Origin of the sequence: Pontibacterium sinense (genome assembly GCF_015209595.1) — a bacterium.
Classification (GTDB): domain Bacteria; phylum Pseudomonadota; class Gammaproteobacteria; order Pseudomonadales; family Balneatricaceae; genus Pontibacterium; species Pontibacterium sinense.
This window is the reverse complement of record NZ_JADEYS010000013.1, coordinates 101,404-113,395: the sequence shown is the minus strand read 5'-3', so window position 1 is coordinate 113,395 and position 11,992 is coordinate 101,404. Positions and strand designations below refer to the sequence as shown.

Genomic DNA, 11,992 nt, shown 5'->3' with positions numbered 1-11,992 from the left:
TCTCTATCTCTGCCTAATTGAAGAAGTAAGCGAAGGAAGAACGCAGCGGCGTGAAAGCGGTATACTTACCGCTTTCACCATCTGCGAAGGACACGGCGAACCATGGCAAAATCCCCGAAGAAAGAGGTCGTATCAGACGAAACCAAAACGGACGCGTTGAAGATCGCCCGCGCAACCCAAAAGCCGGGCCAGACCAAGGAACAGACCAAACTGATCGCCCAGGGGATCGAGAAAGGGATTGCTCAGTACAAAAAACAGCAAAAGTCCAAGGCTCGTGAGCAGGATCGCCAGCGAAAGAAGGTGAAATCCGCAGCCTCTGCCGCTGCACCTGAATCAGTTAACGACACGCCCCAAACGGCCCATGGCTCTAAACTCCCATGGATTCTACTTGTGATCTCCTGGCTGGCGTTCGCCGCTTACCTGTTCAATCAACACAGTGGCTGAGTGCTTTCTGGCCGACCGTTCATCATCCAAGCAATGGTTCTAATATAGGGTAGGCACAGTGTCCTTCTTCAACCGATAAGCGACCAACCCCGGTCGCTGTCTGGCCCAAAAAGACACATATCCCATGCGCTAGAGACGAGACGTTAATAAGGGAAGAGTTACACCCTGCGAAGCACAAACATTTGATAACCAAATTCATCCGGGTACTGATGGCAGATCGCAAGCTCCTCTTCAATATCCTTAAGCGCAGGTGACCCTATCATTTTATCTTTAATGGAATTGACTCGCGCCTGAAGTGGTTCGAAGTAGGCAGTCCACGCCTCTTCGTTTAAGGTGAAACTACCAACGACCTCATAACCTTCAGTTTCCGATTGTTTAACACGTTCATCGACGGTTGCCATCTCCGGGTAGGCCTTTTCCCAGTAAGCTGCAACCTCTTCACTGGGACTGTTTGTGAGCCAGACTAAGTCGCTAAACACCAAGACTCCACCGTCTTCCAACAGTGTTTTCCATTCATTAAGCGCTTTAGTCACGCCCATAATATAGGCGCTGCCTTCTGACCAGATAACGTCAAAGCTGGCTGCCTTAAATGGTAAATCCATCATGCTTGCACAGCTTGTCATTACTTTGTGATCGACACCCACCTCCTTTGCCCGCTCCACTAAACGCGCTAGCGCTGGAGCATCGTTATCGACTGCGGTGATCTGTGCTTCGGACTGTTCAGCGAGCACAAAGGTAGCAACACCATTCCCGCACCCCACTTCAAGGATCTTCTTCGGCGTGAACGGGATTTTTGATAACGCTTTTAATGTCTCAGCGTCTGAACCGGGGCCCCATCTGTCGAGTGCTTCATACACACGGAGAAAGTCAGCCATATAACGCTCATGTTCGTTCATATTCTTTGATAACCATTTTAATCTTAGAGCTTCCTTTTCGTTGAAGCCTTGTTTTATTAGCCAATCTAAATGTGCATCGGGTGCCACTCTGTCGATGGTTTCATGCCATTCTTTATGGCCTTTTTCCCCTAACAGCGCAGAGAGCAAGCATCTGGCTTTCTGTTTTTCGGCGATTTCATCATCCAATTGAGATAATCGATTCAGCAGCACCTCTCGATCTATCCGAGCGTTTAAGCACGCTTTACATTCATTTAGCGTGAGCCCTCCGGCATGGAGCTGCTGTATCAATCGTAAACGTTGGATATCGTATTCGCTGTATATGCGATAACCATTGCTGAGTCGTTTCCCTTCAATCAGCCCTAGTTTTTCGTAATACAGTAGTGTGGTACGTGATAACCCAACCTGCTCCGCAAGCTCTGATATTCGATACATCAATTGTTCCTCTTGAAGGAGCGCTTATCCCTGTTGAAAACCATCATAAACTGTAAATCAGTAGACAGGTCAATAGGGAGATCGCTAAGCAATCAGGCCAATGTGGTGGTTACAAAAGTCAGCGAAAAGAACCAAGAGACGTGATGAAAAACATCTCTTCAGATGTCCACATTATCTCGGTAAACGACCTGTAGAGAGTTCAGGTAAGGCATTCAGGATAGACCGTTCGCGATGCTTGCTAAGTTACAAAAGCAGATCTGGGGATTTGTGTTTTCAGGCAAACTGCACTGACGCGGTATCGCGAGTTTCTAGACAACGCTCAGGTTGGCTACTCCTGAATCGCATGTTTGATATAGGCACGGCAGATATTACGGGTCAGGTTCATTAAGAGGATAAAGGACTGTTCACCATCGATCTCCGGCAGGGAGGCAAACAAAGGGTTTCGAATATGCAGTACTACAGAACCCACGGTCGGTGTCACATCACCGATCACCGGATTCATTGAAAGCATGCTGATAAAACCCACACATTCGCCAGGCCTGAGAACGTTAACGATTTGGTTTTTTAGCTGTGGGCCACAATAGAGTGTGCTATCACCGTCGATCAGTATGTAAAAACCGTTCGGTGACTGGCCATCCTGGAATAGCAGATCGCCGGGCTCCGTGCGGTATATCTCGCACTGATCCAACAGATGCTCGACAAAGTCCTGATTCAAAGCACCAAACACTGACAACTCCCGAAGGTGCTCAATGGTGTAATGCTGATCAAACTGCGCTTTAGTTAATGGCTCCATGGATACTACCTCCACTACTCTGCATCCAGTGTAGTTAAGCCCTCACCGGGTTGCATCGCAACAGGTGGTTATTTTCAATGCTAAAAGTCTGTTATGTCATATCCAGAGCGCCATCTACATCAATGCCGAGATAACGAACGGTGCTCTCAACTTGCTATCAATAACCCGCTTAAACAGAGCAAGTTCTCGATGAGCTTCGGCGATCTGAATCCTGATGCGGATAACCCAGATGTCCCTGAGCTTGAGTGATTTCTTCTGACCGACCCGTTTCCCTTTGTTTCACGGTGAGTGTTTGGAGTGGTATAGAGGAGCAGCCATGGTAAGGCTCCTTTGTTGCGGTTGGAAACGTAAAGCTTAGGATCATTGAGATGGACGATTTCCGACCCTAAGCGGACATTCAATCTGTACAACCGGGAGCCTGCAATGCAGGTTATTCGATGTTATTCACGGTAATCATTGTGGCAAGCTTTGCAGGACTGCGCTAATTCAGAATATGCTTTAGCAGCCCCGTCAGCATCTTTGTTTAAACCAGACCGCTGAAGCCGCTCTGAAGCCCTGATTTGAGTGTCGGCACGTACTTCAAACCGTTCAAACTCTTCCCAGATTAGATTCAGCGCTTCCGATGGAGGCTGATTTGAGCCTTCAGGGAAGTAGTCTGTCAACTTCCTTGCCCATCGGTTAATTACCATCGCTTCCTGGGCGACAACAGTAAAGTCATCGTTGCGAACCGCTTTCTTGAGCAGCTTCATCGACTTTTTAGATTCTTTGAAGTTATCCATTCGTTCTTTAACGATACCCGTCGCTCCTGAGTGAGCCCAAAGCGTGGAAGAGAAAGTAAAAAACGTGACAAAAAGCACTTTGGACCTGAAATTCATACACTCTATCCTTCAATATCGAGTTACTGATAATACCATGACGTTTGACTACATCCGGGCGAATATCCTAGCCCATAGTAACCGAATTTAAGCTTGCCAAATTGCTTTTTTAACGCTGCGATAACATCCACATCGAGCCATTAAGCGACCATCCTGGTCGCAAAGCCAGTTTGATTACAATCATCAGAAAGGAAGTCACTTTCCGACCCAAAGCGGACGTTCACAGTATGTTGTGTTTGAAGCTATAGTAAGGCTCCTCCCTTGGTTAATTAGGAGCAATGTAAGAGATCAATGGACAAACTGACGATCAGCACGGTGGCTCAAAAGGCAGGTGTGGGTGTCGAGACCATAAGATATTACCAGCGTATTGGACTCATCCTTGAACCAGCGAAGCCTGCTTCAGGGTATCGAACATACGCCGTTCAAGATGTTCAGCAGATACAGTTCATACAGCGAGCAAAGAAACTCGGATTTAGTCTTGTTGAGATTAAGATTCTGCTGTCCCTTGGTGAGGGGAGTTGTGATCAAACCAAGCAACTGGCATCCAGTAAGCTGGATGATGTAAAAGGGAAAATCAAAGACCTTCGTGCTATCGCAAATACGCTAGAGACACTGATCAACTCATGCGAAGACAACAGCTCTAATACTTCCTGCCCGATCATTGAGGCCATTTCACAGGGCCAATGACTCATGCTTGATTCCGTACCATGGTACGGAGTTTATACTCAATGTATCGATTGATTTTGAGGTGTTGGGATATAGGTATGCAGTTATCAATACTTACCGAAAAGTTGGGGGCGCTGGGAGCTATAGTCTCGGCAATGGGGTGCGCATCATGCTTTCCCGTGCTAGGTGCACTGGGGTCCGCATTAGGAATGGGGTTCTTGGCACAATTTGAAGGAACCTTCATCAATACGTTACTTCCGTTATTTGCGACCATTGCACTCGTCTCTGCCTTAGCCTCATGGTGGTCATATAAACACCATCTGAGAGGCGTTCTAACCATTGCAGGACCGATTATGGTGCTGGCCACCTTGTACCTTTTCTGGACCGACGCATGGAGTACTTACATGTTTTATGCCGCGCTTGCACTCATGTTTGGGGTAGCCGTCTGGGATCTAACTTCACCGCTGCACCGAGTTTGCCAAACCATTAGACAGAGCAAGGAGTCGTAATGAGCAACAAGATCGTTTTAGAATCGACTATTACCTGCCCCGAGTGCGGCTATTCAAAAATTGAATCCATGCCAACCGACGCGTGCCAATGGTTTTACGAATGTGAAGGGTGCGGCAAGTTGCTGAAGCCGCTTCCTGGAGACTGTTGTGTGTACTGCTCTTATGGCACGGTTCCCTGCCCGCCAATACAGGAAGGCACAAGTTGTTGTTCATCCAACATTCAGTCCTGACTGAGATGTACGCTTTGTGCCGAAAGCGGGACATTTAATGCCAAATCAAGTCAAAAGAACTCAAGAAAACGTTACAACTAATGACCTTACAAACGCGTTTCCGGTCGCTGAAAACAACCACCCTATCACCGCTAAGTTAAGGCATAAGGTCAGCCAAAAAACGATTCGAAAACGCGTCTTGCTCGATTTATGCCTCAGCAGCTGTTGCGCTAATAATGCGCCGGGCCAACCGCCCACCAATGATAAGAGGTGCAGCGTTTTCTCCGGAATCCGCCAGACGCCACGTTTCGCTTTTGACTTATCGATAGCATAAATGACAAAGGTCAGCAGACTCAGCGCCAGATAAGCCATGCCCAATGGCATTGGAATCCATGTAAAATACGTGGCCGCACCCACCGTACTGAGGAATACGACAGCCGCACTAATGAGCAGCCCCGAAGCGCGGATTATTCGCGGTTTAGTGATACAAGTTGCCACGTTCAGTGATCCAGAGTAGCTAGTGCAGCAATAATCTTGCGGGCATTTTCTTCCAAGACCTCTGGCTCTTCAAACCGCTTAGCATGTTCGAACAGTCCTTTCAGCGATCCGGGAAAGATATGAAAATGAAAGTGCGGAACACTCTGTCCAGCGACACGCCCGTTATGCTGAAACAATGTGGAACCGCTGATTCCCATCGCTTTCTCAACCGCGCGCCCCATCAACCGCACCGTTTTCAGGCAGGCATTAGCAGACTCTTCCGACAGATCATATAAGGTGATTGCAGGCTCTTTGGGGATCACCAGCACATGTCCGTGAGTCTGCGGCATGATGTCCATAATTGCCAACGTTTGGTCATCTTCGTACAGTTTGATACAGGGAGCTTCTCCCCTCAGGATCTGAGCAAAAACGTTGTTCTCATCGTATGCAGGATTCATCGCAGACTTCCTTTCGTGTGAATGACTCAATGGTAACGGTGCGTATCTTACAAACTCAGTGTCAACATAACACCCTCTTGACCTGCTCACCCATAGGCCTTTCAGCCACGGCCCCTCAATTCTGTACCCCTGAATATTAACTATTTTGTGTCTGTGCTCGTTTCAACGCTCGTTTTACTCTAATGGAATCAATGACTGTCCTTTCTAAGCGAGACCTTTTCCAGCATGTATCAGTACGATGAATTAGACCACGAGGTTGTGCAAAACCGGGTTCTGCAATTCAGACATCAGATGGAACGTTATCTGAACGGCGATATCAGCGAAGAAGCCTTTTTACCTCTGCGCTTACAAAACGGACTTTACGTGCAGAAACATGCCCCGATGTTACGGGTTGCGGTGCCCTACGGCATGCTCTCCTCCACACAGCTGCGCATGATGGCAAAGATCTGTAGGGACTATGATCGCAATTACTGCCACATCACGACCCGTCAGAACATCCAGTTTAATTGGGTTGAACTCACAGATGTGCCCGACATTCTGGACGAGCTGGCGAGCGCAGAGATGCACGCAATCCAGACGAGCGGTAACTGCATCCGCAACACCACCTCCGATCCACTGGCGGGTGTCGTCGACGATGAAGTCACCGATCCACGCCCTTATTGCGAGATCATCCGTCAGTGGTCGACGCTGCATCCTGAGTTCGCCTTTTTACCACGGAAGTTCAAAATTGCCGTGATTGGTGCCGAAGAAGACCGCGCCTCTATCCGCTTACACGATATCGGCCTGCGACTGGTACGATCAGACAGTGGCGAGTTAGGATTTAATGTCTGGGCTGGCGGCGGATTAGGCCGCACCCCAATGCTGGGCAGCTTGATCCGTGAGTTCTTACCCCAAACGCAGTTATTGGGTTATCTCAAAGCAATTTTGCGCGTCTATAACCGCTATGGCCGTAGAGACAACAAGTACAAAGCACGTATCAAAATTCTGGTCAGCAGTCTGGGGACCGAGGAATTCACCCATCAGGTAGAGCAGGAGTTCGAGCGTAACTACGCAGCCGATCCCCAGCTTAGCAATGAGGAGATCTCTTACGCCCAGTCCTTCTTCTCTGCACCGGATTATGAACCATTCGAAGCAGACAGCGATTTACCGGTACCTATTTCCGCCCCCGAGTCATACCACCGCTGGATTGAGCGCAATGTACGGCCGCACAAACAGCACGGCTACCGTATCGTCACGTTGTCTCTGAAATACTTCGGACAAGCCCCCGGTGATATAACAACCGAGCAGCTGGAAAGTATCGCAGAACTGGCTGATCGTTACTCATTCGGCGAAGTACGCACCACACAGCAGCAAAACATCGTGCTAACGGATGTGAAACGCACGGACCTGTTTAACCTCTGGCATGAGATTAACCGACTGAATTTGGCGACGCCGACAGTAGGTACATTGATCGATACGGTGTGCTGCCCGGGCGGAGATTTCTGTAATTTGGCAAATGCCCGTTCTCTGTCGGTTAACGCAGCGATTCAGCAACGTTTTGAAGATCTGGACCGGCTCTACGCGCTCGGCGATTTGAGCCTGCGCATATCCGGCTGCATCAATGCCTGCGCCCATCACCATATCGCCAATATAGGCATTCTGGGGGTGGATAAAAACGGTGAGGAATTTTACCAAATCACCCTGGGCGGACAGACAGGCAGGCAATCAGGCATTGGGAAAGTACTGGGGCCGTCGCTCCCACACGATAAGGTCGCACCTGCTGTCGAGCGCATCATTGAGGTGTATTTAGAAGCACGTTCAAGCGCCACCGAAACCTTTACCACAACCTATCAGCGTCTGGGCAAGGCCCCGTTTAAGGAGCGAGTATATGCAACAGGTCTTTAAAAACGGTGTCATTCAAGATGATCACTGGTCACATCTTGATGCGCAGATTGGCGCTGACTTTACGCCTGAGCCTGAGGTTCACTATATACTGCCACTCGACATCTGGCAGGGTTTCGCCGGTGACTTCAGCGGATTCATAAGCTGCCCTGGTATTACAATCAGCGCTGACGCCGATTTAGCGTCCCTCGCAGATGCGATTGAACGCGTTCCATTGATCGCTATCGAATTCTGTAGTTTCACCGATGGTTCCGGTTTTTCAACCGCGTCATTGCTACGTGAAGATTACAAATTCGACGGCGAGTTGAGGGCAATGGGCGCAATTTTGCCGGATCAGGTGCCTTATCTACTGCGATGTGGATTTAACAGCGTGGAATTTCCCCGTGCTGAAGATCTGCAACACGCCGTAGCGCTGACCGGAGGAGCCGGACAGAGTTATCAGGGTGACGTCGAAACCCCGAGAACACCGTTCCAGCAGCGCATCGCAAAATAGTACTCACTGAATAACACATCTGGCCGGACAGACGTTAGACTACAAGGAGACAACACACGTTGGATAACACCCGCGGCAGTATCTTTATGATCTTGGCAATGGCAGCCTTTGCCGTCGAAGATATGTTCATTAAGGCAGCGGCGGACTTTGCCCCGCTGGGTGTTGTGCTCACGCTGTTTGGTCTGGGCGGCATGTTGATCTTTATCGGACTGACATGGCGCCGGGGTGAAAAGGTATTTAACCGTGCCGTGCTCTCCCGCCCTATTTTGATCAGAGCAGCCTGTGAAGTGGTCGGCCGCCTCTGCTTTGCGTTGGCGATCATCCTGACGCCGCTATCCAGTGCCTCTGCGATTCTGCAAGCAACGCCACTGGTGGTGGTGATCGGTGCCGCACTGCTCTTTGGGGAACATGTCGGATTTAAGCGATGGTTGGCCATCCTGATAGGGTTTGTGGGTGTCCTGATGATCGTACGACCGGGGCTGGATGGCTTTAACCCGGCATCTATCTTTGCCGTTATAAGCACACTAGGGTTTGCCGGACGTGATCTGGCTACCCGTGCGGCGCCGCCCGTTCTGTCTAATATGCAGCTGGGCGTATATGGCTTCTTCGTATTGATACCAACAGGCATTGTACTTCAGCTGTCCGGTGATCTGTTCGGCTTTGAGGCCCTGGATATACACACATTAATCGCTGACCCGAATGCCGCATGGCTCATTCTGGGTTCCGTCGTGTTTGGCGTGATCGCCTACTATTCCCTAACGATCGCAATGCGTACTGGGGATGTCTCTGTGGTCACCCCGTTTCGCTATACCCGTTTGTTGTTCGCATTAATTCTGGGGATGCTGATCTTCAATGAAGAACCTGATGCAATGACATTGCTCGGCGGCTTGTTGGTGGTGGTCAGCGGTGCCTATACGTTGCTGCAAAGCAGACGAAGCAAAGTCACTATCAACAGCCCCCGCCTTACCCTGCGCTGAAGTACTAACAGTCTCCCGTGTTTACGCTGGCTGACAGCGTTTACACGGTCTGAATCCCACAATACTTGCAGCCTCCATATCCGCAAAAAACCGCAAATTTTCAGGTTTCGCGGAACGTGATGAACAAGATGGTTTGCACACAATGCCCGTCGTCACCACGCCATAGAAAAACAAACCGTCCATAGACGCATCTCTTTTCTTAACTGCTTCTCTCATTTCCTGTATTGATGGCATAGACACTCCGCTACCTGCAATTTCTAAGATGATATTTACCATCACAGTCCATTTTTCAACCTGACACCACCCGAATCTTGCACACACCGTAGTCCACTGAAAAAGCCAATTAACGACTCATATGAAAAGCGTGCAAGAATCGGGTGGCCCTTGTACGACTGTCCCGATACATTGACCAAATTGCTTTTATAAACGTGTGGAAACTACCGTGACGCTATCGATTAATACTTCAATGAATCTGCGTGAATGGATCATCCTGATCGCATTGTCTGTCTTATGGGGCGGGTCATTCTTCTTCGTCGGCGTGGCCGTCACCGAACTGCCGCCTCTAACGCTGGTGGCCCTACGCGTCGGTATTGCAGCGGCAGCGTTATGGACTATTGCTCTGATAATGGGACTAACGATCCCCAAATGCCCACGGACCTGGTTTGCATTTCTGGGTATGGGGCTGCTGAACAATGTCATCCCGTTTGTACTGATCGTGTGGGGACAAACACAGATTGCATCAGGTCTGGCTTCCATTCTTAATGCCACAACACCGCTGTTTACTGTGATTGTGGCAGGTGTGGTTTTGGCAGACGAGCGCGCAACCGTATCGAAGCTGATGGGTGTCGTTATCGGTTTCTTCGGTGTCGCTGTTATGATCGGGCTACCCGAAGTCGGCGCGGGAAATGAGGGGGCCAGCCTCATTGCTCAAGTGGCCATACTCGTGGCAGCGCTGTCGTATGCGTTTGCCGGTGTGTATGGTCGCCGTTTCAAAAAGATGGCGGTGAATCCGTTGATCACGGCCGCGGGACAGGTCACCGCATCAACGGTGATTATGATCCCTATCGCTATGCTATATGATGGTCCATTCGATATTAGCGCCCCAAGCATGCAGAGCTGGGCCGCACTGCTTGGTTTGGGAATTCTGTCTACAGCCTTGGCCTATGTACTGTACTTTAAATTGCTGGAATCAGCTGGAGCGACCAACCTGCTGCTGGTGACACTACTGATCCCGGTTTCGGCCATTGTGCTCGGCGCGCTGTTTCTTAACGAAACCCTGCACACCTATCATTTTATCGGTATGGCGTTTATTGCGGTCGGGTTGTCCGCGATTGACGGACGGTTGTGGCGATACAAGATCGCACACAGCCGCCACAACCCTGAATAATATGCCGGCGTAGACCGCCTTATGCCGACAATTCCTGTCCGATCCGTTCAACCTTATCCAGCAGGCGTTCAAGGTGCGCCTGAGTAACTTCGGTATTTGCCAGTATCAGACGAATACCGGTGCGGCCTTTGTATTGGGCATAGTCCACATAAGGGCCGCCTGAGCGCATCATCGTTTTACAGATAGTGATATTCAACTGGCGAAGCTCCTCTTCATCAGAGATATGTTCCGGTTTATAGCGGAACAACACGTTGAGGTAGCTGGCAGGGACCAGCATCTCCAGTGATTCCCGCTGTTCAATCTGCAACACGCATTCTGTTTTCATGGTCTGCAGATAATCGATCTTATCGGAGAACCCCTGATTACCAATCGCTTTCCAACTCAACCATACCTTGAGCGCATCGGCGCGACGGCCGCACTGAATCGAACGTTCACCCAAGTTGTAATCCGCATTTTCATCGGCGTGGAACAGGTAATCGCCACCACCACCGGAACAGCAGGCTTTCAACGCACCCGGTTGTTTCACCAGAATCACTGCGGCGGTAATCGGTACGTTCATCAGTTTATGCGCATCCCATGCGAAAGAATCCGCCAAATGGCTATCTTCCAGCAAGTGACGGTGTGTTTCAGAGAACAGAATGGGTCCCCCCCAGGCACCGTCGATGTGCAGCCAGATATCATGGGCTTTGGCTATTTCACTGCATGCTGCGACCGGATCATACGCCCCCGTCACGGTCGTACCGGCGGTCAGGCCAATAAAGAACGGTACATGGCCTTTTGCCAGCGTCTTCTCGATCTCTTCCGCTAAGGCATCCGGTCGCATCCGGCCATTTTCATCGGTGGCGACGGCGATCAGGTTATCGGTACCGATACCCAGCACGTTCGCGGCTTTTTGCCCGGAGTAATGGGCTTGATCGGAGACATACGCGACCAGCGTTTTACCGTTTGCACCTTGTGTTTTATAGTCTGGGCACGCGTGGTGACGGGCCAGCATCATACCGATCAGGTTTGCCTGACTACCACCGGCAACCATCACTCCTTCGGCGGGATTGCCGTCCTGATTGAAACCCACCAGTTCATTCCATTTACGGATCAGCTCCATCTCCATCAAGGTCGCAACAGGCCCAACCTGATAGGTGTGCATGGTGGCGTTGCTGAGACTGGTGATCCAGTCACCCAGCACGGCGTATTTGTTCTGGCCGGAATAGAGCAGCTTGTAGAATTCGGCCTGCGATACATCGGGGTTGTAATGCAGGTAGGACTGAATGGCAGATTCCAGCGTCTCCCGATCACTTCCCTGCTGACCCAATGTCAGATCCAATTTCTGCTCCAGCTCAGCGGCTGGCGGAGCCTGCACAACGGGACGGCCTTCAGGTAACCACTCGTTTACCGCCCGGATCAGGATTTCCAGATTCTCTTGCATCGCTCTTGCCTCATCGGTGCGTGATCTACGCATCATTCTGTTTGCAGCATGGGAACTCAACGTCTTAACCGC

15 protein-coding genes are annotated in these 11,992 nt (G+C 50.2%); 8 read left to right on the top strand and 7 right to left on the bottom strand.

The features are described from left to right. The first annotated feature begins 102 nt into the window (after positions 1 to 102). Complete coding sequence (locus IOQ59_RS13525; protein ID WP_193953903.1) at positions 103 to 444, top strand: DUF2956 domain-containing protein; 342 nt, start codon at positions 103 to 105, stop codon at positions 442 to 444. A gap of 158 nt (positions 445 to 602) precedes the next feature. Here the strand turns inward: IOQ59_RS13525 and IOQ59_RS13520 are convergent, their stop codons facing one another. The 3 genes from IOQ59_RS13520 to IOQ59_RS13510 all read right to left on the bottom strand — a co-directional run bounded on the left by IOQ59_RS13520 (position 603) and on the right by IOQ59_RS13510 (position 3,440). Next, positions 603 to 1,772 carry a MerR family transcriptional regulator gene (locus IOQ59_RS13520; protein WP_193953902.1) on the bottom strand — a complete coding sequence of 390 codons (1,170 nt, stop codon included), beginning with the start codon at positions 1,770 to 1,772 and terminating at the stop codon, positions 603 to 605. Positions 1,773 to 2,100: 328 nt separating this feature from the next. Then, the gene (locus IOQ59_RS13515; protein ID WP_193953901.1) at positions 2,101 to 2,565 is read right to left on the bottom strand and encodes a cyclic nucleotide-binding domain-containing protein; all 465 of its coding nucleotides are present in this window, start codon (positions 2,563 to 2,565) and stop codon (positions 2,101 to 2,103) included. A 440-nt stretch (positions 2,566 to 3,005) separates the two neighbouring features. After that, a complete protein-coding gene (locus IOQ59_RS13510) occupies positions 3,006 to 3,440 on the bottom strand; it encodes a c-type cytochrome (protein WP_193953900.1) in 435 nt (144 codons plus the stop codon). Positions 3,441 to 3,731: 291 nt separating this feature from the next. Between IOQ59_RS13510 and IOQ59_RS13505 the strand changes: the two genes are divergently transcribed. The 3 genes from IOQ59_RS13505 to IOQ59_RS21470 are packed head-to-tail and all read left to right on the top strand — an operon-like array spanning position 3,732 to position 4,845. Continuing rightward, complete coding sequence (locus IOQ59_RS13505; protein WP_193953899.1) at positions 3,732 to 4,127, top strand: MerR family transcriptional regulator; 396 nt, start codon at positions 3,732 to 3,734, stop codon at positions 4,125 to 4,127. 20 nt (positions 4,128 to 4,147) lie between these two features. Further along, entirely contained in the window at positions 4,148 to 4,615 is a 468-nt protein-coding gene (gene merC, locus IOQ59_RS13500; RefSeq protein ID WP_307727008.1) for an organomercurial transporter MerC, read from the top strand. After that, positions 4,615 to 4,845, top strand: coding sequence for a GDCCVxC domain-containing (seleno)protein (locus IOQ59_RS21470; RefSeq protein ID WP_304621444.1), 231 nt, complete (start codon positions 4,615 to 4,617; stop codon positions 4,843 to 4,845). The genes merC and IOQ59_RS21470 overlap by 1 nt, the downstream gene beginning before the upstream one ends. A 60-nt stretch (positions 4,846 to 4,905) precedes the next feature. Here IOQ59_RS21470 and IOQ59_RS13495 read toward each other — a convergent pair whose 3' ends face one another. Both IOQ59_RS13495 and IOQ59_RS13490 read right to left on the bottom strand, forming a co-directional pair. Further along, positions 4,906 to 5,322 carry a DUF1294 domain-containing protein gene (locus IOQ59_RS13495; RefSeq protein ID WP_371871868.1) on the bottom strand — a complete coding sequence of 139 codons (417 nt, stop codon included), beginning with the start codon at positions 5,320 to 5,322 and terminating at the stop codon, positions 4,906 to 4,908. Positions 5,323 to 5,324: 2 nt separating this feature from the next. After that, the gene (locus tag IOQ59_RS13490; RefSeq protein ID WP_193953897.1) at positions 5,325 to 5,759 is read right to left on the bottom strand and encodes an HIT family protein; all 435 of its coding nucleotides are present in this window, start codon (positions 5,757 to 5,759) and stop codon (positions 5,325 to 5,327) included. Positions 5,760 to 5,984: 225 nt separating this feature from the next. Between IOQ59_RS13490 and IOQ59_RS13485 the strand changes: the two genes are divergently transcribed. Genes IOQ59_RS13485 through IOQ59_RS13475 form a run of 3 tightly spaced genes read left to right on the top strand, consistent with a single transcriptional unit; the run spans position 5,985 to position 9,110 of the window. Beyond that, positions 5,985 to 7,643: a nitrite/sulfite reductase gene (locus IOQ59_RS13485; RefSeq protein ID WP_193953896.1), complete on the top strand. Its 1,659-nt coding sequence runs from the start codon at positions 5,985 to 5,987 to the stop codon at positions 7,641 to 7,643. Further along, positions 7,627 to 8,133, top strand: coding sequence for a DUF934 domain-containing protein (locus IOQ59_RS13480; protein WP_193953895.1), 507 nt, complete (start codon positions 7,627 to 7,629; stop codon positions 8,131 to 8,133). The genes IOQ59_RS13485 and IOQ59_RS13480 overlap by 17 nt, the downstream gene beginning before the upstream one ends. 59 nt (positions 8,134 to 8,192) lie before the next feature. Next, positions 8,193 to 9,110, top strand: a complete 918-nt coding sequence (locus tag IOQ59_RS13475; RefSeq protein WP_228050897.1) for a DMT family transporter — start codon at positions 8,193 to 8,195, stop codon at positions 9,108 to 9,110. Between the two features lie 21 nt (positions 9,111 to 9,131). Here IOQ59_RS13475 and IOQ59_RS13470 read toward each other — a convergent pair whose 3' ends face one another. Further along, positions 9,132 to 9,326 (bottom strand): Ada metal-binding domain-containing protein, encoded by a 195-nt coding sequence (locus IOQ59_RS13470; RefSeq protein ID WP_228050902.1) that lies wholly within the window; start codon positions 9,324 to 9,326, stop codon positions 9,132 to 9,134. A 226-nt stretch (positions 9,327 to 9,552) separates the two neighbouring features. Here IOQ59_RS13470 and IOQ59_RS13465 point away from each other — a divergent pair, with 226 nt between their 5' ends. Then, positions 9,553 to 10,497 carry a DMT family transporter gene (locus IOQ59_RS13465; protein ID WP_371871867.1) on the top strand — a complete coding sequence of 315 codons (945 nt, stop codon included), beginning with the start codon at positions 9,553 to 9,555 and terminating at the stop codon, positions 10,495 to 10,497. A gap of 19 nt (positions 10,498 to 10,516) precedes the next feature. On the opposite strand, the gene IOQ59_RS13460 is transcribed toward IOQ59_RS13465, so the two are convergent. Further along, positions 10,517 to 11,956 (bottom strand): pyridoxal phosphate-dependent decarboxylase family protein, encoded by a 1,440-nt coding sequence (locus IOQ59_RS13460; RefSeq protein ID WP_228050896.1) that lies wholly within the window; start codon positions 11,954 to 11,956, stop codon positions 10,517 to 10,519. Between the last annotated feature and the right edge of the window lie 36 nt (positions 11,957 to 11,992).